Genomic DNA, 19407 nt, shown 5'->3' with positions numbered 1-19407 from the left:
TAGAGTTGTATTCAATCTTAACATGCAATCTGCTTTTGTTGATAGCGTAATTTTCTGTGCTTTTGCGCTTTTTTGCATAGAAACTTGTCGCTCTTTACATTTTCAGACGGCCTGTAAGGACAAACTGACAATTGAGTGAGTTTTGTTTAGGGTTTATCACAAGATTTGGCAGTTTGGTGTTTCGGTGCATTGATGAAATCTTTGCAATCAGACAAAAGTTTGGGCAGCAGTGGGGCGAATGCCGGATGGCTGCGTATTTTGTCGGCGTAGAAATACATCATATACGGATAATAATATTGCACTGCCTGCATCCATTGCGCACCTTCTTCTTTTTTGCCTTGTCGGTAGAGGTAGAGGCCAACTTGATAGGCGTTGGAGTAGGGGCGGTAGGTCAGGGCTTTAAGTGCGGCCTCTTCTGCCCATGGGCGGATGTAGGCATCGGTCGGGTCGGCACGTTTGCTCAAACTTAAATCGGCGTAATAGGCAAGCATAGGGCTTTCTTTGGAAAGCTGCTGCAAACCGTCGATTTTGTTTTGGACTGTTTGCGGATCGTCGGTTTTCCCTACACGGCTATATTGGGTCAGATTTTGATATTCCCAGCTGAGGTTTGCCATGCCGATTAAAATCGATAAAGCGGCTATACCGCCTGTCCACTGTCTGATTCGGGTAGATAAAGGGCCGTCTGAAACATCTTTTGGATAAGAAGGTGTCAGCGACAGAATCAGGCTGAATACGGTGAGAAAATAAATATACCAAAGCGGATATTCGAGCATGCTGTGGCAGAGGCTGACGGCGGCGGCGGTCAGCAAAAACAGGGAAGCCGGCGTTTGGTTGCGGCCCGACAGTCGCCATACGGCTGCAAGCAGGGTTAAGGTTGCAAGCAAGGTGCCGGCAATGCCCATTTCAGACAATAACTGCATGACGATATTGTGCGAATGGGTAAACAGTACGCCGAGAATATTGTTGGGGAAGTATTGTTGTTGGGCATTGATCAGGAAGGTTTGCTGGGCAAAGCTGTTCCAGCCATGTCCGAACCAAGGTGCGGATTGAAAGGCAATCCATGCCTTGCTCCATTCGATTTGGCGCATGGAGCCTTCAAAACCGCTGGTACCTGCGCGTTCGACAGCGGTTTCGTATTTAATATTGCCAAACAAATCCAACAGGCTGCCCATGCCGAATTGGAAAGCGGCGGCCAGGATGGCAGTCAGAAGGAAAATGCACAGTGCACGTTTGTATTGGAAACGGGTACGCCAAAACCATAACGGCGTAATCAGGAATAGGGCGGCGATGTAGCCTAAGATGGTGCGCGAGTTGACAAGGCCGAGGGTCGCAGTTAATGCCAATACGAACAGAAAACCTGCTGCATTGGACATTTTGCGCGCCGTCCATAAATAGGATGCCGCCAAAATACCCCACATCAAATAATGTCCCAAATGATTGCGCTGGCCGAGTTGGCCGTTTACGGTGCCGTTGCTTCGGGCGACGATGCCGTTCAACCACTCTACGTTGGACCAGCCTTTAAATTGCAACCAAACGATGGCAGCCTGTATGGTTGCACCTATCAATAAAGACCAAGCAAAGATGCTGACGACACGTTCCTGTCCGTAAGCTGTTATCCAGCCCCGCACCGACCATGCACCCAGTGCCAAAATGACAAAGGTCCAGGCGGTGATGTCGCTCATGTCGGGGTAGGTGGAATGCATGAGGCGTGCTTGGAGCGACCAAAATGCGGCCATGGCAAACAAGCCGATACTGAGTGCAGGAAGGCGGATATTCAGCAGGCCTTTGTGTGCGCTAATCAATGTCAGTACCAATGAGCCGCTTAGTGAGATGGCTTCCAGATAAAAGCTGGGCAGTGGGCCGACTCGGTAGAGTGAGAGAAAAGGGGCGGCGCAAATCCAAAGGAAACTGAGCCATAAAGGCCAAAAGGTTTTCACTGAAGATTCAGTCAGGCCGTCTGAAAGTGTGTGGTAGGTCATTTTGATGTGTGTTTTTGTTGTTTGATAAATGCAAGGCAGCCAAGGAAAAAGGCAATGCACAATAATACGGAAACGGCGGCGCAAATCCGGCTGGCGACGGCTGTGTCAGCCAGGCGCATACAGGCTTCGGCAAAGTAAATCAGAATCAGCATGGAGCTGTATTGATAAGTGTAGATGCGTTTTTTCAAAATGCCGGTCAACGGCAGGCACAGGGGTAGGGCTTTCAGTGCCAGCCATGAGCCGCCTTCGCGCAATGGCGCGATCCACAATTCCCATGACAAGGAAAGCAGAATCAGCAGGATAAGGCTTATGGAAGTTGCAAGATAAGGTAATGGGGTGCGTGTATTGTTCACAATATTGAGAGCGTAAAGCCGTACTGGAAAACTTAAAATTATACCGCTAAAAAGGCAGGGTAAGCCAAGAATATTGCTTAAAGATGCTGAAGAAAGGATTTATTGTTTTTTCTTCAAACGAATGAAACTTTATCTTGTTTTATAGTCTTATTTATATATATATTTAATAAAGATTGTGCTATTATTCTAAATACTTTATCTCAGGAGGATAGAAAACCATGAATTGCGTTGCTGATGTTATCCGTGATGATATTAAAGTAATGACAGCCTATCAGGTTGCTGATTTGCCGGAAGGTTTTATTAAGTTGGACGCCATGGAGTGTCCACATCATCCTTTCGCCGGATATGAATCTTTATTATTGGAATGGGCGGACTTGGCAAAGCAGGCGCCGATTCATTTGTATCCCCATACTGCCAAGAGCGGCATTTATGAAGAATTGAGGGAGGTTTTCGGTATTCCTGATAAAGCGGAAATCGTGTTGGGTAACGGCTCCGACGAGCTTATCCAGTTTTTGACTATGCTGGTTGCCAAACCAAATGCGCGTGTATTGGGTATTGAGCCAAGTTTCGTTATGTATCGTCATAATGCCGCGCTTTATGGCATGGAATATGTCGGCGTTTCCTTAAATCCGGATTTCTCTTTAAATCTCCCTGCCGTTTTGTCCGCCATTGAGCAACACCAGCCGTCATTAATTTTTATTGCTTACCCCAATAATCCGACCGGTGTGTGCTTTAAACGAGAAGAAGTAGAGGCGGTTATTCGTGCGGCTACCGGCATTGTGGTTGTCGATGAGGCATATGGTGCGTTTCATCATGACAGCTTCCTTCCGTGGGCGGGCGAAGTCGAAAACCTGGTTGTAATGCGTACCATTAGTAAAATCGGCTTTGCCGGCTTGCGGATGGGGTATGCGGCGGCAAGTCCAAGCATTATGGGTGAACTGGCTAAAATTCTTCCGCCTTACAATATGAATCAATTAAGCTTGGCGGCGGCAAAATTCTCATTGAAACATCATCAAATCATTCAGCAAAACATTGATACATTAAAAAATGAGCGTTCGCGCGTGATGAATGAATTGTTGAAATTAAACCGTTTGGAAGTTTTTCCAAGCGAAGCCAACTTTATTACCGTTCGCGTTCTTGATGCGAACGAGCTGTTTGAAACATTGAAGCAAAACCGCATACTGATTAAAAAACTGCATGGCAGCCATCCGCTTTTGGATCAGTGTGTCCGCATAACCATAGGCTCGGCAGCGCAAAATGATGCCGTCTTGGCCGTTATTAAAAACCTTTACCCCAATCTTTGATTTCAAGGAAACTATCATTATGAATAAAGCTCAACTGCATTTGACCAATTTTCTGTTACTGGTTGAAGAAGCCGGCTCATTGACCAAACTCGCACGCGCGTGCGGTTATGAAAATTCCGCCTCTTTGTCTCAGCTCAAACGCCGTTTGGAACAACAAGCAGGCGACGAGTCTGCGCGCGGCATCCGTCCGAGCCTGGCTGCGAAGTTGGAATCCGGTATGCACAAACGCAAAGGCTGGCTGAACCGTGATCACGGCAAAGACCAAGAAAAAGCAGCAGTTGAAGCGGCGCGTTTGGAAAAACAAACTGTCGAAACAGCCGAAGCTGGTGTTTCAACTGAAGGCCGTTTTGTTACTGTTACCCGCAATACCTGCGAAACCCAAATCACCGTCAGCCTCAATCTTGACGGTACCGGTAAATACCGCTTGGATACCGGCGTTCCTTTCCTTGAGCATATGCTTGCCCAAGTGGCGCGTCATGGTTTGATTGACTTGGATATTACCTGCAAAGGTGATTTGCACATTGATGACCATCACACGGTTGAAGACATCGGTATCGTGGTGGGTCAGGCACTGAAACAGGCGCTTGGCAATAAAGCCGGCATTACCCGTTACGGCCATGCTTATGTTCCACTGGATGAGGCGTTGAGCCGTGTGGTCATCGACCTTTCCGGCCGCCCCGGTTTGGTATACAACATCGACTTTACCCGCGCCCTGATCGGCCGTTTTGACGTCGATTTGTTTGAAGAATTTTTCCACGGCCTTGTGAACCACAGCATGATGACCTTGCACATCGATAACTTGAGCGGCCGTAATGCGCACCATCAAGCCGAGACCGTTTTCAAAGCCTTCGGCCGCGCCCTGCGCATGGCAGTCGAATACGATCCGCGCATGATTGGTCAAACGCCTTCTACTAAAGGCACGCTGAGCGAAGAATCTGTTCAAGAAGAAGCGGAAGCCGCATCAGAAGAATAAGGCAGCGTTTGAATGAATAAAGGCCGTCTGAAACCGATTGGAATTTCAGACGGCCTTTATTATTCATCTTGTATGGTGGCAATATTTTGTTTTAAACCATCTTTTGCTACAATCATTCTTATTATTATATTAATCATTAAATGTTTTCAGACGGCCTGAGGAGAAGCAATGAAAGTAGCGATTGTCGATTATGGAATGGGAAACCTGCACTCAGTATTGAAATCTGTTCAGGCGGCGCAGGTCTTATCCAATCAAAATGCCGAAATTTATCTGACTTCGCGCCCTGAAGAGGTGATGGCGGCAGATAAGGTTATCTTTCCGGGGCAGGGTGCCATGCCGGACTGTATGTCTGCGCTGAAGGCAAGCGGTTTGGGCGAGGCAGTTTCAGACGGCCTGAAAAACAAGCCGTTTTTTGGAATTTGCGTAGGTGCGCAATTATTGTTTGAACACAGCGAAGAAGGCGATACAGATGGTTTGGGTTGGTTTGAAGGTCAAGTAAAACGGTTTTTGCCCAATCAAACCGATGCACAGGGAAGCCGTCTGAAGGTGCCGCATATGGGCTGGAATACAGTACGTCAAACCCGTCAGCACCCTTTATTTCAAGACATTGGGCAGAACGAGTATTTTTATTTTGTTCACAGCTATTATTTTGCGCCGAAAAATGAAGAGATTGTTTTAGGCGTCAGCGAATATCCGAATGAATTTGCCTGCATTGTCGGTAAGGATAATGTGTTTGCCACACAGTTCCACACGGAGAAAAGCCATCAGGCAGGATTGCTGCTGCTGCGTAATTTTTTAAATTGGCAGATTTGAGGCTTTTAACATAAATCTGCTAAAAATCGCTAATTTGTGTAAAATATACTGAAGTTGAGTAGAGGAGAAAAAAATGCTGTTGATACCTGCCATTGATTTGAAGGAAGGACACTGTGTCCGCTTGAAACAAGGTTTGATGGAGCAGGCGACGGTGTTTTCCGATTCGCCGGCAGAGATGGCTTTGCATTGGCGCAACCAAGGTGCACGCCGTTTGCATTTGGTTGATTTGAACGGCGCATTCGCAGGCGTTCCTCAAAATTTTCCGGCGATTAAAGAAATTTTGGCCGCCGTAGCCAAAGATATTCCGGTACAGCTTGGTGGCGGTATCCGTGATTTGGGCACCATTGAAAAGTATTTGGATTTGGGGCTGACCGATGTGATTATCGGTACGGCCGCAGTAAAAAATCCTGAATTTGTGCGCGAAGCATGCAAGGAATTTCCGGGGCAGATTATTGTCGGCCTGGATGCCAAAGACGGTATGGTGGCGATAGACGGTTGGGCAACGGTAACGGAACATCATGTCGTCGATTTGGCCAAGCGTTTTGAAGACGATGGCGTCAACAGCATTATTTATACCGATATCGGCCGCGACGGCATGATGAGCGGCGTGAATATCGAGGCTACCGTCAAATTGGCCCAATCAGTGAATATCCCGATCATTGCGTCCGGCGGCTTGACGAATTTGGACGATATCCACGCATTGTGTGCCGTTGAAAAAGAGGGTGTGAGCGGTGCGATTACCGGCCGCGCAATTTATGAGGGAAGTATTGATTTCGCACAGGCACAAAAACTGGCCGATTCTTTGGCTTAAATGTGTCGGATTATGCGGATAAGACCTTGCAGGCCATTAAAACGCAGCGGCTGACGCAGCACACAAAAATGCACTCAAAGAGATTGACTGTATAGGTCATGGGTTTATATCTGTTTGAAATAATTATAAAAACAACCCAATCGATATTTTATTAAGGGATTAGTATGCTTGAAGCATTTGTTTTGGGTTTTTGGATTATCTGGTCATCCGATCGCGAAGTGTATCCGCTAAGCGAAAGTTTGTGGTTTACACTGATTGCAGTGATACTGCGACAGCTGACGGCGTTTGATTTGCCGATTATCGATACCTATTGGATGATTTTCAATGGGATAGTGTGGGCATTTGCCGGTTTGATTTTTTCCATCGTCGGTCGCATCGACAGTAATTTCATCATCTCCTGCGTTTTGGCAATGATAGCGGGGATTGGTTATTTTCAGCTGTTGCAACATTTGCCGGATTGGTTGGGCAAATTTTTGGCCTGACGGTTTCAGACGGCCTGAGAACGGATAAGAGGTATTGAGTATGGCATTGGCAAAACGAATTATTCCTTGTCTGGATGTAAAAGACGGTCGCGTGGTAAAAGGTGTCAACTTTTTGGGTTTACGCGATGCAGGCAATCCGGTTGATGTTGCCAAACGCTACAACGATGAAGGCGCGGATGAGTTGACCTTTTTGGACATCACTGCCTCCAGCGACAATCGCGACACTATTTTGCACGTTATTGAGGCAGTCGCATCACAAGTTTTTATTCCATTGACAGTCGGCGGCGGTGTGCGTACGGTTGCCGATATCCGCCGCCTGCTCAATGCCGGTGCCGATAAGGCCAGCATCAATACGGCCGCTGTAACCAATCCTGATTTGGTCAACGAAGCGGCCGGTTTTTTTGGTTCTCAGGCGATTGTCGTTGCCGTGGATGCCAAAGCGGTCAACCCTGAAAACACCCGTTGGGAAATCTTTACCCACGGCGGACGTAATCCGACCGGTTTGGATGCGGTGGAATGGGCTGTCGAAATGCAGCGGCGCGGTGCAGGCGAGATTTTACTGACCAGCATGGACCGAGACGGTACCAAGCAAGGTTTCAACCTGCCGTTGACACGCGCGGTCAGTGAAGCGGTCGATATTCCGGTCATTGCTTCCGGCGGCGTCGGTTCGGTTCAACACTTGGTGGACGGTATTAAAGAAGGGAAGGCTGATGCGGTATTGGCTGCCAGTATTTTCCACTTTGGCGAAGCGAGTATCCGCGAAGCAAAACTGGCCATGCGCGAAGCAGGAATCGAAGTGCGTTTGTGATTGCTACCCAAGCCGTCTGAAAAATATGGGAGAAAAACACGAATGTCGAATATAAACGAAACGCTGCTGAATGCCGTAAAATTTGATGAAAAGGGCTTGGTTTGCGCGATTGCCCAAGATTGGCAGACACACCGTGTGCTGATGGTTGCCTGGATGAACGCAGAAGCCCTGCAAAAAACCGTAGAAACCGGTTTTGCCCACTATTACAGCCGTTCCCGCCAAAAACAATGGATGAAGGGCGAAGAGTCCGGGCATACGCAAAAAGTACACGAATTGCGCCTGGATTGCGATGGCGATGCAGTGGTTATGTTGATTGAACAAAACGGCGGCATTGCCTGTCATACCGGGCGTGAAAGCTGCTTTTACAAAGTTTGGCAAGAGGGCGCATGGCAGACAGTGGATGCCGTGTTGAAAGACGAAGAAGCAATTTACGGACATAAACATCCTTAAGGCCGTCTGAAAGAAATAAGAGAAACCGACCATGACCGATACCATCCTTACCCAAATTCAAAACGTCATCGATTCGCGCAAAGGCGGCGATCCCGATGCTTCTTACGTTGCCCAACTGTTGCACAAAGGCGAAGACAAGATTCTGAAAAAAGTCATCGAGGAAGCGGGTGAAACCTTGATGGCCTCTAAAGATGGCGGCGGCGAACATTTGGTTTACGAAGTGGCGGATTTGTGGTTTCACACCATGGTTTTATTGGCGCATCACGGATTGCGCGCCGAAGATGTGGTCAACGAGCTTGCGCGCCGTCAAGGTTTGTCGGGATTAGTGGAAAAAGCTTCTCGCAAAGAATCTTGAATTTATATTACAATCCCGTATTTGACCTGTTTCAGAATCCGTCTTTTGGGGCAAAAACGATTTCACTTTGTTTAGCGAAACCCGTTACGCCCGTTTTCAGACGGCCATTGGAGCCATTATGGATAATTGTATTTTCTGCAAAATCGCCGCCAAAGATATTCCGGCACAAACCGTTTACGAAGACGATGAGATGCTTTGTTTCAAAGACATCCGTCCTGCCGCGCCGGTACATCTGCTGCTGATTCCGAAAGTACACTTCGATTCACTGGCACACGCCACTGCCGAACATCAAACCCTGTTGGGTAAAATGATGTTGAAAGTCCCTCAAATCGCCCAAGAGGCAGGTTTGACCGACGGTTTCAAAACCCTGATCAACACAGGCAAAGGCGGCGGACAGGAAGTCTTCCACCTGCATATCCATATTATGGGTACGCCCGCATAATTATTATCTCTTTTTAAATTAAACAAATTCAAGGATTTATCATGGGTAGCTTCTCTCTCTGGCACTGGATTATCGTACTGATTATCGTCGTTTTGGTATTCGGTACCAAAAAATTGCGCAACGTCGGCAAAGACCTCGGCGGCGCAGTGCATGACTTCAAACAAGGCCTGAACGAAGGTACAGACGGCAAAGATGCCAAAAAAGACGAAGTCATCGAACACAAAAAAGACGAAGACAAAGCATAATCCATGTTTGATTTCGGTTTGGGCGAATTGCTGCTGGTCGGCGTTGTTGCCCTGATAGTGTTAGGCCCCGAACGTCTGCCGCAAGCCGCGCGCACGGCCGGGCGTTTGGTCGGTAAATTGCAAGGCTTCGTCAACAACGTCAAGCAGGAGCTCAATACTCAGGCTGAGTTGGACGAATTGCGCAAAGTCAAGCAGGAATTTGAAGCTGCCGCTTCGGAGTTTCGCGATGGTATTAAAGACTTGGGCGACGATGCACAAAAGAATCTGAATGATATTTCAGACGGCCTCAAGCCGTGGGAGCGCCTGCCCGAACAAAAAACGCCAGCTGATTTTGGTGTGGACGAGTTCGGTAATCCTCTGCCTGATTTGGCGCCAAGCAGCACTGAAAATGAAAGTGCGGCCCAAGTTCCTGAAGAGGGTGGGGCAGCGCAAACTCAAGAGCCTGTCGGGGCTGAAAATGCCGAGTCCGAGCAAGACCGTGCTTGGCGTGAGTATTTGACCGCATCGGTTTCCCCCGCTCCGGCGGTTGAAGTCAGCTATGTCGAAGCTCCTGCCGCCGATGTTCCTCCGCTGCATACGACATCTCTGCGTAAGCAGGCGATGAGCCGCAAGCGCGATATGCGCCCGAAATTCCACGCCAAACCCAAACTGCGCGTCCGTAAGTAAAAAGTGAGTCAACCGGTGTCCGAACCTCAACACGAACAACCCGTCCAACCGCTTATCGAGCATCTTCTCGAGCTGCGCCGCCGCATGATGTGGATCGTCATCGGCATCGTCGTCTGCTTCTTGGGCATGATGCCGTTTGCCCAGCAGCTCTATACTTTTGTTGCCGAACCATTGATGGCCAATCTGCCTAAAGATACCAGCATGATTGCGACCGATGTGATCGCGCCGTTTTTTGTGCCGGTCAAGGTTACCTTGATGGCGGCGTTTCTGCTGTCGTTGCCACACACGCTGTATCAAGTCTGGGCGTTTGTCGCCCCGGCCTTATACCAAAACGAAAAACGTTTGATTACGCCGCTGGTGTTGTCCAGCGTAACGCTTTTCTTCGTCGGTATGGCGTTTGCCTATTTTCTGGTGTTTCCCGTTATTTTCAAATTCTTGGCCGGTGTAACCCCTGTCGGCGTCAATATGGCGACCGATATCGACAAATACCTGTCCTTTATTTTGGGCATGTTTGTCGCATTCGGTACGACGTTTGAAGTGCCTGTTGTTGTGGTGTTGCTTGCCAAAATGGGCATTGTTTCGACCGCTCAGCTTAAGAACGCCCGTCCGTATGTTATCGTGGGTGCGTTTATCGTGGCCGCAATCATCACGCCGCCTGACGTAATTTCCCAAACCCTGCTTGCCGTTCCGCTGATTCTGCTCTATGAAGCAGGCATTTGGTTCAGCCGCTTTGCCAAAGTGAAAACGCAGCAGGAAGATGAAGATACACCGCAGCCGCCGGCGGAAATTTGAGAATAAAGGCCGTCTGAAGGATTTTTCAGACGGCCTTTGTGTTTATGACAGTTTTAAATTTTAAGGAACAACATGATGAATGTTCAGGATATCGTACAAAAACGTTACAGCACCAAATCTTTTGATGCCTCCAAAAAAATTTCAGCCGAAGATTTTGCCCAAATCGAAGCGGCACTGCGCTACAGTCCTTCCAGCGTCAATATCCAACCTTGACATTTTGTGATTACAGATAATGAAGCAGGGAAAGCACGGGTAGCCAAATCTGCAGAAAATTTTCCGTACAACCTGCCCAAAATCATCAACGCTTCTCATGTAATCGTATTTGCGGCGCGGGTGCATGCCGATGAGGACTATTTGGCAGGCGTGTTGGAACAGGAAGATAAAGCCGGACGTTTTGCTACGGCCGAAAATAAGCAAATGGGCGATAATGCGCGCCGCACTTTCTTGGGTATCCACCGCGACCAAATGCAAGACGAAACCCAATGGTTGTCGAGACAAGTTCATATTAATTTGGGCTTTACCCTGTTTGCCGCCGCGGCCTTGGGTGTGGATGCCGTTCCGTTGGAAGGGGTGGATATGGCTGTTTTGGATCAAGAATTTGGTTTGGCTGAAAAAGGTTATCGTGCTGTTGCCGTTGTTGCATTGGGCTATCGCGCCGAAGATAATTTTAATGCCAAATTGCCGAAATCACGTTTGGAAAACAAGGTAATTTTTACTAAGGTATAACTGAGGGGCTTGGTTTCAGATCATTGAAAAAGCCATCTGTTTCTATCTTATTGAGAAGCATAATGTCAGGCCGTCTGAAAATAAACTACTTTTCAGACGGCCTTTTTATTGTTCTTGTTTTTCTTTGTCCTCCTTATTTTCAAGCATCTTACAAAAAGGGTTTGGAAAAATAGGTGCTTATATTTTGGCCGGATTTAGCCGTACGATTTCATGGGTAAATGTGTTATCGTATTCATATATGTTAAAAAACATTAATAAATTTGTATTTTTCTTACAGAGAAAGGCTTCAAAATGGATGGATGGACTCAAACGCTGAGTGCCGGTACCTTGCTCGGTATTGCGGCGGCAGCAATTTTGCTGATTTTGATTTTAATTGTGAAACTGCGTGTTCATGCTTTGCTGACGCTGGTATTGGTCAGCCTGCTGACTGCTATCGTAACAGGCCTGCCTATGGGTAGTATCGTTAATGATGTGTTGGTCAAAAATTTTGGCGGCACGCTCGGCAGCGTGGCGTTGCTGGTCGGTTTGGGCGCAATGCTCGGCCGTTTGGTGGAAACTTCCGGCGGTGCCCAGTCTTTGGCGGATGCGCTGATTCGGATTTTTGGTGAAAAACGTGCGCCGTTTGCCTTAGGCGTGGCTTCTTTGATTTTCGGTTTTCCGATTTTCTTTGATGCCGGCTTGGTGGTGATGTTGCCGATTGTGTTTGCAACGGCACGCCGCATGAAGCAAACTGTTTTGCCCTATGCGTTGGCATCTATTGGCGCATTTTCCGTCATGCACGTCTTCCTTCCGCCTCATCCCGGCCCGATTGCCGCTTCTGAATTTTATGGTGCAAATATTGGTCAACTGCTGATTTTGGGTTTGCCGGTTACCTTGATTACTTGGTATTTCAGCGGCTATTTATTGGGTAAAGTTTTGGGTCGCAGCATTCATGTGCCCGTTCCTGATCTGCTCAGCGGCGGTACGCAAGATAACGACCAACCGAAAGCGTCTGCAAAAGCATCTACAGTCATCGGCATTATGCTGATTCCTATGTTGTTGATTTTCTTGAATACTGGTTTGTCTACTCTGATCAGCGAGAAAATGGTCAGTGCGGATGAAGGCTGGGTGCAGTTTGCACGAATGCTCGGTTCGACACCGATTGCTTTGCTGATTTCTGTTTTGGTGGCCCTGTATGTATTGGGCAGCAAACGTGGCGAAAAAGCCAGCGCTTTGGAGAAAACCATCGATGGCGCATTGGGCCCGGTTTGCTCGGTTATTTTGATTACCGGTGCAGGTGGTATGTTCGGCGGCGTATTGCGTGCTTCCGGTATCGGTAAGGCTTTGGCCGACAGCATGGCTGACTTGGGTATTCCTGTTTTACTGGGCTGTTTCTTGGTGGCTTTGGCTTTGCGTATTGCGCAAGGTTCTGCGACTGTTGCCCTGACTACCGCTGCCGCATTGATGGCACCGGCCGTTGCGGCGGCAGGTTTCAGCGATTGGCAGATTACTTGCGTGGTATTGGCGACGGCAGCGGGTTCCGTCGGTTGCAGCCACTTTAACGACTCAGGCTTCTGGCTTGTCGGCCGTCTGTTGGATATGGATGTGCCGACGACCTTGAAGACATGGACGGTCAACCAAACACTTATCGCACTCATCGGTTTTGCTTTATCGTCAGTGTTGTTTATCTTGGTTTAATCGAAAACGGCCGGCGGATAGTGTTTTTGAGATAACACAATCCGCCTGTTTTCAAATACCGTTAAAATCCAGATAAACAAGGAGTAGAAAAATGACGACACATTTTGTCATGATGGGTGTGTGCGGTTGCGGTAAAACCACGGCCGCACTCTCGTTGCAAAAATATCTTGATCAATGTCCCTATGCCGAAGGCGATGATTTCCATACTCAAGCCAACCGCGACAAAATGGGTGCCGGTATTCCGCTGACGGACGAAGACCGCTATCCTTGGCTGGGCAATTTGCGTGACTGGATGACAGAGCAGGCAAAAAACGGGGAAAAATATTCCATCGTTACTTGTTCCGCACTCAAGCATCACTATCGCGATATTCTGCGTGGTGCGGAAGGGAAGGTGGCTTTTATCCATCTGACTCCGCCTCAAGCAATCAATCTAGAGCGTATGCTGTCGCGTCAGGGGCATTATATGAAAGCCGGAATGCTGGATTCGCAGCTGGAGATTTTGGAAGAGCTGGGTGCGGATGAGTACGGAGTTAAAATCGACAATCCGGGTTCGCCTGAAGCCGTTGAGGCAGATATTGTGAACTGGGTAAAAGCGCAAGGCTTGATTTAGTGATGATTAGAAATGAAAAGGCCGTCTGAAATCTTTCAGACGGCCTTTTTTGATGGGATTTAGAATGTTTTTTGCGAATCAAGCAATAAGGTAACCGGCCCGTCATTGCAAAGAGAAACCTGCATATGGGTTTGGAATCTGCCGGTTTCGACAGTCAGTCCATGTTCGCGCAAAAGTTGCGCGGTATATTGATAGAGTTTATCCGCTTGTTCGGCAGGGGCGGCATTGGAGAAGGACGGACGGCGGCCGCTGCGCGCATCGGCGTAAAGAGTAAATTGGGAAACCAATAATATCGAGCCGCCGACATCTTTGAGCGATAAATTTAATTTGCCGTTTTCGTCTTCAAAGATACGCAGGTTGGCGGTTTTGTCCGCAATGTATTTGGCGTCTGCTTCCGTATCGGCGTGGGTAACACCGAGCAATATCATAAATCCGTTGTCGATTTTGCCGCAGGTTTCGCGGGAGTTTTCGGACAAAACGTCAACTTTGGCTTGGGTAACTTTTTGAATAACGGCGCGCATGATGTTTTTGAATAAAAAAAGTTTGTAAAAAAGGGCGTAAAAGACACGCCCTTTGGTTTGGAGTATGGTTTCAGACGGCCTGAAACCATTGAATCAATTTACGGATTAATGCCGTTTTCTTTTAAGATGCGTTCGATCTGATTATTAACTTTTTGCTGTTTGACAGCTTGGGCAATTTGGTTGCGTACCAGCTCGAAAGGTTCGGCATTCGGATCATGCTCTACTGCACTGAGTTTAAACAGATAAAAACGGTTTTCCATCTGAATCGGCTCATGCGTTACGTCGCCTCGGGTCATGTCGGCAAAAGCAACGGCCAGTTGGGGAGGAAGCTGTTGCGGAGAAATGAAGCCGTCGAATTTTTGTTCGGGGTTGGGATAGCGCTTCATCAGCTCTTCGAATGACAAGCCTTTGAGCAGCAGTTCTTGCGCGGCGCGTACTTCGTCGGCTGAGGCAAAGCTGACTTGTTGCAGCTTGATAATGCGTGTTTGCTGGTCGTAGAAACGGCGCAACTCGGCATCGTCAACTGCGGTTTGACGTTCTAGATAAACAGCGTATTGGTTGGCATAGAACTCAGCTTCAACGTTTTTGAATTGATTCTGCACTTCCGCATCTTTGTCCAAACCAGCTTTAAAGGCTTCATTTTTCAAGATTTCCAAAGTCTGCAAGCGTGTAACCACATCTTTGCGGATTGCCTGACCATCGGGTTTGGCAGTCTGGTTGGGATGCTGGTCGGCCTGTCTCAATACTTCGGCAACCATGCTGTCGATGCGGGCAGGATCGATATCAGGCGCTTTGGCGGTTGCCAAACCGATCGTTGACAGGGTAAGGATGGCCAAAACGGCAGTTTTGGGCTTGATGTTCATGTGGATTCCTTATTGCCCGCCGCTATAAACGGCGGGCACGTTATATTATTTGTTGACTTTGATGCTGGCTTTTTTCAGCAATGATTGAATGGCCGCATTGACACGGGCACCCTGTAAATCGCTGCCAATCTCGTTTTTAGAGGCTTCATAAGAAGGAACGGTAACGTTACGGCGGTCATTGACGTAGAAGACGGCATACAGATTACCGTTTTGCAGCGGCGTTTTAGTGTGCGCGCCTTTTTTCAGGTCTTTGACGGCTTCATAAAGCGGAGGTGCTGATTCTTGCAAATCTTTGAGCGGAACATAAGCTTTAGGGATGCCGCCGGCTTTTTTGGCTGCTTCATCAATTGAATATTGGTTCAATACCGAAACAAAGCTTTTTTTCGCGTCCAAGTCGGCAATGGCTTTTTGGGCATTGCTGTTGCTGTCGGTTACGATTTCACCCAGTTGGACTTCTTGGGTGCCTTTATAGAAGTTGCTGAAATCGTTGTAAGCGGCTTTGACATCTTTTTCTTGAACAGGAAATTGGCGGATAATGTGTGCCGCGAAAGCTTGGCCTAGCAAGTCATTTTCAAAAGCCGCCCATTCGGTTTTGAATGTAGGCTTTTTATCCGCTCCTTGCTTGGCGGCATCGGCACGTGCTTGCTCCAGTGCCGCTTTGAATTCAGCGCTTTGATCCAACTTTAATTTTTTGGCTTCTTGGGTAACCACAGTGCTGATAACTTGACGTTCAGTCAGCATTTGACGCAATTCAGGCGTATCTTGAATGTTCGGGTTGCTGGCGCGTACGGAAGCAACTTGGTCATCGATAACGCTGCTGTCGATGGCTTGACCGTTGACGGTAACCAAAGTTTGGGCAAACAGAGTGCCGGAAGTCAGAGCGAGCATCAAGGCTGAAGCAAAGTAGGTTTTTTTCATCGTATTTCTCTTCTAAATTAATGATTGGAAATCAAAGTTTGGGCGGTAATCTTAATGGAAGTATTCATCCGGCGTGGCTGCTTTGATGCTGAGCGCATGAATCAGGCCGTCTGAAAACAAGTCTTGTAAAAGCTGCTTAATCATACGTTGCCGTTGGAGGCGGCCGATATTTTCAAATGCGTTGCTGACCACCAATATCGCATAATGCCCGCCGCCTTTATTGCCGGCATGGCCGGCGTGCAGATGGCTCTCATCTTCAAAATCGAAGAACTCAGGCTCAAGTGCCTGCAGGCGTTCTTCAATCATTTGACGCATATTGCTCATTTGAACACGGCTTTAAAGGGTTTGATCAAGACTTCGGCGTATACGCCGGCATCGACGTAAGGGTCTTGTTCGGCCCATTCTTGTGCGGCGTCCAAAGACTCAAATTGAGCCACAATCAGGCTGCCGGAGACGCGTTCCGGATTATCCGGCAGGGGATTGGGGCCGGCAGTCAGCAGACGGCCTTGCGCTTTCAATTCTTTCAAACGTGCCAAATGCGCGGGGCGTGCCGCCATGCGTGCTTCGTGGACATCTTCGGCATCAGTGGCCAAAAGCATGAAATATTCCATTATTGATCCTCCTTAGGCTGGAAACGCATCAGATACATGCCCTGTGCGATAGAAAAAATGATTGTGAAACCCAATGTGCCGAACAATTTGTAATTGACCCATTGGTCTGGAAAATACGTAAAGACAAAGAGATTGGCAGCCCCCATAAAAATCAGGAAGCCAATCCATGCATAAGTCAGGCGCGTCCATACAAAATCAGGAAGCTGCATTTCTTTACCCATCACGGCTTTTAGCCCGTTTTTACCGGCAAGATGACTAAACAGCATGACGATCGCGCCGATCCAAAACAGAACGGTCGGTTTCCACATGATGAAGCGGTTGTCTTTCAGTAAAATCGTTGCACCGCCAAAAAAGACAATCAAAATCAGGCTGATCCATTGCATGGTGTCCAGTTTGCGGTGTTTCCAAAAGGTCAGCGCAGCTTGGGCAATGCCAACTATAACCGCAACAGCCGTTGCGGCAATCATGTCTTTGGTGATGATGTATGTAATGAAAAATAAGAATACGGCGAATAAGTCGCTCAAAACTTTCATATGTTAATGATGAAACTAATTGAGTAAATGCTAATCATACAGGCAGATGTGTTTTTTTGCACCTTCCCTCATGACTTTAATGCCGCATATATTTATATAAAATATTTGTTTTGGGTCGGAGAAATTTGTAAAAAAGAAACACAAGCATGCAAAAGTAATAGATTTACCAAGGAATTTCAGGCTGAATGGCCTGTATTGCTTGGCAGAAATGGGTTAAAAATATATCATGACGTAATATCTAGTAAATATATGGTTAAATGCGCGCACATTGGTCAGTACCATAATTTCCGAACAGGGGATCAGTTTTGAAAAAACATCACAATATTAAATTAATTACAGCTTCTATCGCTTTGATGACATCGCTCGGTGCTTCAGCAGGTTTGGGCGGCTTGAATGTCCAATCTCATCTGGGCGAACCTTTTACAGGCAGTATTACCGTAACAGGCGAGGAAGCCCAGGCTCTGCTTAACGGCGGCAAGGCCACTATTTCAAATGGCAATTTGCGTGCGGCAGTACGCAAATCAGGCGATAAGGCAGTCGTTACGATTCGTTCTTCCAAAGCCATTAAAGATCCTGTTTTGGTTTTCCAAGTAGGTGTCGGCGCGCAATCGCGTGAATACACTGCCATCATTGATCCGGCCGGATACGACGCTAAAGATGCGGCATCCGTCCGCACCCGTCAGGCTGCCGAATCCCAATCCTTCGAGCCGACACGCAATGCCCAACAGCCTGCAACAAAAAATAATAAAGCAGCAGGCAATCAGGTAGCTCAAGTGCGTAAAGATGTGCAACGTAAGGCTGAGAAAAAACAAGTTCAGACGGCCTCTGCTAAAAACGATATGGCCGTACGTTCAGGCAGACAGCATTTGGTGCGTACGGGTGAAACCCTGATTGCCATTGCGTCCAGCATCCGTCCGCAAGGTATGACCTTGGATCAAACCATTCAAGCGTTGGTTAATGCCAATCCGGATGTGTTTATTGATAACAATGCCAACCGTATGTTGGCAGGTAAAGTGCTGAATATCCCGAGCCGTAGTGAGTTGCAACGCTTGGCTGCATCTGCGCCTGTTAAAGCCGATACGGCGCCGGAAAAAGGCAATGAAGCCGCCAATGCGACAGAAGCTAAAACAGAAAAACCTGTTACTCCGCCTGATGCTCAGACTGAAACTCAGGTTAAAGATGCCGGCGCAAATCTTCAGCAACAGGAAGAAGTGAAACAAGCTTCAGCTGCGCAAACAGAGCAAGCAGCATCTGCGGCTGTCAATGAAAATGCAGCATCAGCAGCTCCTGCTTCTGATGTTCAAGATGTTATGGCTTCCGATAATCAAGAGAATGTATTGGCTTCAGAACCTGTTGCTACGACTGATTCTGCTGCAGAGCCGGCAGAGAGTGAATCAGACGGCAATTTGTGGAAATGGCTGTTGGCAGGCGGTGCAGCCCTTATTGCTGCTTGGCTGTTGTTGAGAGCTGCCGGTAAACGTAAAGACGAACCGAAAGCCGAGTCTGTAAGTCGTAAGGGTGAAGAAAAGCCTGTACAGAAAAGTGTTGCTGCTTCAGCCGCTGCTGCGGTTGTCGCAAGCAAAGTAATGCCGTCTGAAAAAACTCAAGAAGGTTTGCTTGTCGAAGATGATTTTGAAGATGATATCGTTATCAATGAAGTAGAAGAATCTTCCAATGTTGACGATGTCAAACTCGACTTGGGTAAAATTGACCATAGTCAGGCAGGCATTCTTTCCAGTGCGGTAACGCATGATGCAGAAACAGAGCAACGCCGTCATGCGGATTGGGACAATATTGAGTCGACAGAAAGCGTGTACGAGCCTGAGCCGGAAAATCCGTATCAGCCGGTATCTGTTGTTATGCCTGAGCGAAATGAAGAGCCGCTAGAGTTTACAGTAGAAACGCCTGAAAATTCAGACGACCATGTGCTGCCATTTGATGTCAAGCAAGATCAGGACGTGCAAATTCAAGAAACCAAAGAAGAAGCAGAGAAAAAAGAAGCTGCTTCCGAGTTTGTGATTGAAGAAGGTGCATTGGAATGGGAAGCTGAAGATGTTTCAGTGGCTGCCGATAAAAGCAATAGCGAAAGAGGCTTTGTTTCAGAATCAGTCGGTATGACTGCTCCGCTCGAGGCTAAATATGATTTGGCTAAGATGTATATCGAGATTGGTGATCCTGAGGCAGCCCGAGAAACATTGCAAGGGCTGATTGAAGAAGCTGAAGGCGATATTCTGCATAAAGCCCAAAAACTGATGAAAGAACTTGGCGCATAAGTGTCAGTCAAATGAAGATGCCGTTTCAGACGGCATCTTTTTTATGGTAAATTAAAAGATGAGATTTGGGCCGAATCCATTTTTAGATATGACAGTATTGCATGGCAGTTCTATATGGTGAACGAAGATAAAGGCCGTCTGAAATACATGATGAGAGGCGTGTGATGATCACGCCTTTTAATATTTGTTATTTGAGCGTGGA

Annotated in this window: 25 protein-coding genes; 17 read left to right on the top strand and 8 right to left on the bottom strand. The window is 47.6% G+C overall.

Annotation, left to right across the window (positions count from 1 at the left end):
- Positions 1 to 146: 146 nt before the first annotated feature.
- Positions 147 to 1979, bottom strand: a complete 1833-nt coding sequence (locus FOC66_RS06185; protein WP_003748665.1) for a PglL family O-oligosaccharyltransferase — start codon at positions 1977 to 1979, stop codon at positions 147 to 149.
- On the bottom strand, positions 1976 to 2332 hold the full coding sequence (locus tag FOC66_RS06180) for a DUF2069 domain-containing protein (RefSeq protein ID WP_003748664.1): 357 nt from the start codon (positions 2330 to 2332) through the stop codon (positions 1976 to 1978). The genes FOC66_RS06185 and FOC66_RS06180 overlap by 4 nt, the downstream gene beginning before the upstream one ends.
- A 218-nt stretch (positions 2333 to 2550) precedes the next feature.
- Here FOC66_RS06180 and hisC point away from each other — a divergent pair, with 218 nt between their 5' ends.
- From hisC to FOC66_RS06105, 16 genes are all read left to right on the top strand, one after another.
- A complete protein-coding gene (gene hisC, locus FOC66_RS06175; RefSeq protein WP_003748661.1) occupies positions 2551 to 3636 on the top strand; it encodes a histidinol-phosphate transaminase in 1086 nt (361 codons plus the stop codon).
- A gap of 19 nt (positions 3637 to 3655) precedes the next feature.
- Positions 3656 to 4609 (top strand): imidazoleglycerol-phosphate dehydratase HisB, encoded by a 954-nt coding sequence (gene hisB / locus FOC66_RS06170; protein WP_003748659.1) that lies wholly within the window; start codon positions 3656 to 3658, stop codon positions 4607 to 4609.
- A 168-nt stretch (positions 4610 to 4777) separates the two neighbouring features.
- Entirely contained in the window at positions 4778 to 5422 is a 645-nt protein-coding gene (gene hisH, locus FOC66_RS06165) for an imidazole glycerol phosphate synthase subunit HisH (RefSeq protein WP_003748657.1), read from the top strand.
- 73 nt (positions 5423 to 5495) lie between these two features.
- Positions 5496 to 6233, top strand: coding sequence for a 1-(5-phosphoribosyl)-5-[(5-phosphoribosylamino)methylideneamino]imidazole-4-carboxamide isomerase (gene hisA, locus FOC66_RS06160; protein ID WP_003748656.1), 738 nt, complete (start codon positions 5496 to 5498; stop codon positions 6231 to 6233).
- A gap of 164 nt (positions 6234 to 6397) precedes the next feature.
- A complete protein-coding gene (locus FOC66_RS06155) occupies positions 6398 to 6715 on the top strand; it encodes a hypothetical protein (protein WP_003748653.1) in 318 nt (105 codons plus the stop codon).
- 40 nt (positions 6716 to 6755) lie between these two features.
- The gene (gene hisF / locus FOC66_RS06150) at positions 6756 to 7523 is read left to right on the top strand and encodes an imidazole glycerol phosphate synthase subunit HisF (protein WP_003748652.1); all 768 of its coding nucleotides are present in this window, start codon (positions 6756 to 6758) and stop codon (positions 7521 to 7523) included.
- Between the two features lie 42 nt (positions 7524 to 7565).
- Positions 7566 to 7973 (top strand): phosphoribosyl-AMP cyclohydrolase, encoded by a 408-nt coding sequence (gene hisI, locus FOC66_RS06145; protein WP_003748650.1) that lies wholly within the window; start codon positions 7566 to 7568, stop codon positions 7971 to 7973.
- A 31-nt stretch (positions 7974 to 8004) separates the two neighbouring features.
- On the top strand, positions 8005 to 8328 hold the full coding sequence (locus FOC66_RS06140) for a phosphoribosyl-ATP diphosphatase (RefSeq protein WP_003679440.1): 324 nt from the start codon (positions 8005 to 8007) through the stop codon (positions 8326 to 8328).
- Between the two features lie 118 nt (positions 8329 to 8446).
- Positions 8447 to 8770 carry a histidine triad nucleotide-binding protein gene (locus FOC66_RS06135; protein ID WP_003748648.1) on the top strand — a complete coding sequence of 108 codons (324 nt, stop codon included), beginning with the start codon at positions 8447 to 8449 and terminating at the stop codon, positions 8768 to 8770.
- A gap of 41 nt (positions 8771 to 8811) precedes the next feature.
- Complete coding sequence (gene tatA, locus FOC66_RS06130; protein WP_003679438.1) at positions 8812 to 9015, top strand: Sec-independent protein translocase subunit TatA; 204 nt, start codon at positions 8812 to 8814, stop codon at positions 9013 to 9015.
- 3 nt (positions 9016 to 9018) lie between these two features.
- The gene (tatB, locus tag FOC66_RS06125; RefSeq protein ID WP_003748645.1) at positions 9019 to 9681 is read left to right on the top strand and encodes a Sec-independent protein translocase protein TatB; all 663 of its coding nucleotides are present in this window, start codon (positions 9019 to 9021) and stop codon (positions 9679 to 9681) included.
- A 15-nt stretch (positions 9682 to 9696) separates the two neighbouring features.
- Positions 9697 to 10473, top strand: a complete 777-nt coding sequence (gene tatC / locus FOC66_RS06120; RefSeq protein ID WP_003748643.1) for a twin-arginine translocase subunit TatC — start codon at positions 9697 to 9699, stop codon at positions 10471 to 10473.
- A 72-nt stretch (positions 10474 to 10545) separates the two neighbouring features.
- Positions 10546 to 10686 carry a nitroreductase family protein gene (locus tag FOC66_RS10725; RefSeq protein WP_231288104.1) on the top strand — a complete coding sequence of 47 codons (141 nt, stop codon included), beginning with the start codon at positions 10546 to 10548 and terminating at the stop codon, positions 10684 to 10686.
- Between the two features lie 6 nt (positions 10687 to 10692).
- A complete protein-coding gene (locus tag FOC66_RS06115; protein ID WP_003748640.1) occupies positions 10693 to 11199 on the top strand; it encodes a nitroreductase family protein in 507 nt (168 codons plus the stop codon).
- A 291-nt stretch (positions 11200 to 11490) separates the two neighbouring features.
- On the top strand, positions 11491 to 12876 hold the full coding sequence (locus FOC66_RS06110; protein WP_003748638.1) for a GntP family permease: 1386 nt from the start codon (positions 11491 to 11493) through the stop codon (positions 12874 to 12876).
- 91 nt (positions 12877 to 12967) lie between these two features.
- Entirely contained in the window at positions 12968 to 13486 is a 519-nt protein-coding gene (locus FOC66_RS06105; RefSeq protein WP_003748636.1) for a gluconokinase, GntK/IdnK-type, read from the top strand.
- Positions 13487 to 13545: 59 nt separating this feature from the next.
- Here the strand turns inward: FOC66_RS06105 and dtd are convergent, their stop codons facing one another.
- The 6 genes from dtd to FOC66_RS06075 all read right to left on the bottom strand — a co-directional run bounded on the left by dtd (position 13546) and on the right by FOC66_RS06075 (position 16932).
- The gene (gene dtd / locus FOC66_RS06100) at positions 13546 to 14007 is read right to left on the bottom strand and encodes a D-aminoacyl-tRNA deacylase (protein WP_003748635.1); all 462 of its coding nucleotides are present in this window, start codon (positions 14005 to 14007) and stop codon (positions 13546 to 13548) included.
- 98 nt (positions 14008 to 14105) lie between these two features.
- Entirely contained in the window at positions 14106 to 14870 is a 765-nt protein-coding gene (locus FOC66_RS06095) for a peptidyl-prolyl cis-trans isomerase (RefSeq protein WP_003748633.1), read from the bottom strand.
- Positions 14871 to 14915: 45 nt separating this feature from the next.
- Positions 14916 to 15788: a peptidyl-prolyl cis-trans isomerase gene (locus tag FOC66_RS06090; protein ID WP_003748631.1), complete on the bottom strand. Its 873-nt coding sequence runs from the start codon at positions 15786 to 15788 to the stop codon at positions 14916 to 14918.
- Positions 15789 to 15839: 51 nt separating this feature from the next.
- Complete coding sequence (locus tag FOC66_RS06085; protein WP_003748629.1) at positions 15840 to 16112, bottom strand: BolA family protein; 273 nt, start codon at positions 16110 to 16112, stop codon at positions 15840 to 15842.
- Positions 16109 to 16399, bottom strand: a complete 291-nt coding sequence (locus tag FOC66_RS06080) for a YciI family protein (RefSeq protein ID WP_003748627.1) — start codon at positions 16397 to 16399, stop codon at positions 16109 to 16111. Before FOC66_RS06080 ends, FOC66_RS06085 begins: the two co-directional genes overlap by 4 nt.
- Positions 16399 to 16932, bottom strand: a complete 534-nt coding sequence (locus tag FOC66_RS06075) for a septation protein A (protein ID WP_003748625.1) — start codon at positions 16930 to 16932, stop codon at positions 16399 to 16401. Before FOC66_RS06075 ends, FOC66_RS06080 begins: the two co-directional genes overlap by 1 nt.
- A 353-nt stretch (positions 16933 to 17285) precedes the next feature.
- Here FOC66_RS06075 and FOC66_RS06070 point away from each other — a divergent pair, with 353 nt between their 5' ends.
- On the top strand, positions 17286 to 19205 hold the full coding sequence (locus tag FOC66_RS06070) for a FimV/HubP family polar landmark protein (RefSeq protein WP_050787155.1): 1920 nt from the start codon (positions 17286 to 17288) through the stop codon (positions 19203 to 19205).
- Positions 19206 to 19407 lie beyond the last annotated feature (202 nt).

This window comes from Neisseria mucosa (assembly GCF_013267835.1).
Classification (GTDB): domain Bacteria; phylum Pseudomonadota; class Gammaproteobacteria; order Burkholderiales; family Neisseriaceae; genus Neisseria.
The sequence above is the reverse complement of the archived record's forward strand: the minus strand, read 5'-3'. Positions and strand labels throughout refer to the sequence as shown.

What these genes read in the sequence shown, in the direction of transcription:
- FOC66_RS06185 (WP_003748665.1), bottom strand. Translation starts at nt 1,979, where the DNA reads ATGACCTACCACACACTTTCAGACGGCCTGACTGAATCTTCAGTGAAA.
- hisC (WP_003748661.1), top strand. Translation starts at nt 2,551, where the DNA reads ATGAATTGCGTTGCTGATGTTATCCGTGATGATATTAAAGTAATGACA.
- hisB (WP_003748659.1), top strand. Translation starts at nt 3,656, where the DNA reads ATGAATAAAGCTCAACTGCATTTGACCAATTTTCTGTTACTGGTTGAA.
- hisH (WP_003748657.1), top strand. Translation starts at nt 4,778, where the DNA reads ATGAAAGTAGCGATTGTCGATTATGGAATGGGAAACCTGCACTCAGTA.
- hisA (WP_003748656.1), top strand. Translation starts at nt 5,496, where the DNA reads ATGCTGTTGATACCTGCCATTGATTTGAAGGAAGGACACTGTGTCCGC.
- FOC66_RS06155 (WP_003748653.1), top strand. Translation starts at nt 6,398, where the DNA reads ATGCTTGAAGCATTTGTTTTGGGTTTTTGGATTATCTGGTCATCCGAT.
- hisF (WP_003748652.1), top strand. Translation starts at nt 6,756, where the DNA reads ATGGCATTGGCAAAACGAATTATTCCTTGTCTGGATGTAAAAGACGGT.
- hisI (WP_003748650.1), top strand. Translation starts at nt 7,566, where the DNA reads ATGTCGAATATAAACGAAACGCTGCTGAATGCCGTAAAATTTGATGAA.
- FOC66_RS06140 (WP_003679440.1), top strand. Translation starts at nt 8,005, where the DNA reads ATGACCGATACCATCCTTACCCAAATTCAAAACGTCATCGATTCGCGC.
- FOC66_RS06135 (WP_003748648.1), top strand. Translation starts at nt 8,447, where the DNA reads ATGGATAATTGTATTTTCTGCAAAATCGCCGCCAAAGATATTCCGGCA.
- tatA (WP_003679438.1), top strand. Translation starts at nt 8,812, where the DNA reads ATGGGTAGCTTCTCTCTCTGGCACTGGATTATCGTACTGATTATCGTC.
- tatB (WP_003748645.1), top strand. Translation starts at nt 9,019, where the DNA reads ATGTTTGATTTCGGTTTGGGCGAATTGCTGCTGGTCGGCGTTGTTGCC.
- FOC66_RS10725 (WP_231288104.1), top strand. Translation starts at nt 10,546, where the DNA reads ATGATGAATGTTCAGGATATCGTACAAAAACGTTACAGCACCAAATCT.
- FOC66_RS06110 (WP_003748638.1), top strand. Translation starts at nt 11,491, where the DNA reads ATGGATGGATGGACTCAAACGCTGAGTGCCGGTACCTTGCTCGGTATT.
- FOC66_RS06105 (WP_003748636.1), top strand. Translation starts at nt 12,968, where the DNA reads ATGACGACACATTTTGTCATGATGGGTGTGTGCGGTTGCGGTAAAACC.
- dtd (WP_003748635.1), bottom strand. Translation starts at nt 14,007, where the DNA reads ATGCGCGCCGTTATTCAAAAAGTTACCCAAGCCAAAGTTGACGTTTTG.
- FOC66_RS06095 (WP_003748633.1), bottom strand. Translation starts at nt 14,870, where the DNA reads ATGAACATCAAGCCCAAAACTGCCGTTTTGGCCATCCTTACCCTGTCA.
- FOC66_RS06090 (WP_003748631.1), bottom strand. Translation starts at nt 15,788, where the DNA reads ATGAAAAAAACCTACTTTGCTTCAGCCTTGATGCTCGCTCTGACTTCC.
- FOC66_RS06085 (WP_003748629.1), bottom strand. Translation starts at nt 16,112, where the DNA reads ATGAGCAATATGCGTCAAATGATTGAAGAACGCCTGCAGGCACTTGAG.
- FOC66_RS06080 (WP_003748627.1), bottom strand. Translation starts at nt 16,399, where the DNA reads ATGGAATATTTCATGCTTTTGGCCACTGATGCCGAAGATGTCCACGAA.
- FOC66_RS06075 (WP_003748625.1), bottom strand. Translation starts at nt 16,932, where the DNA reads ATGAAAGTTTTGAGCGACTTATTCGCCGTATTCTTATTTTTCATTACA.
- FOC66_RS06070 (WP_050787155.1), top strand. Translation starts at nt 17,286, where the DNA reads ATGACATCGCTCGGTGCTTCAGCAGGTTTGGGCGGCTTGAATGTCCAA.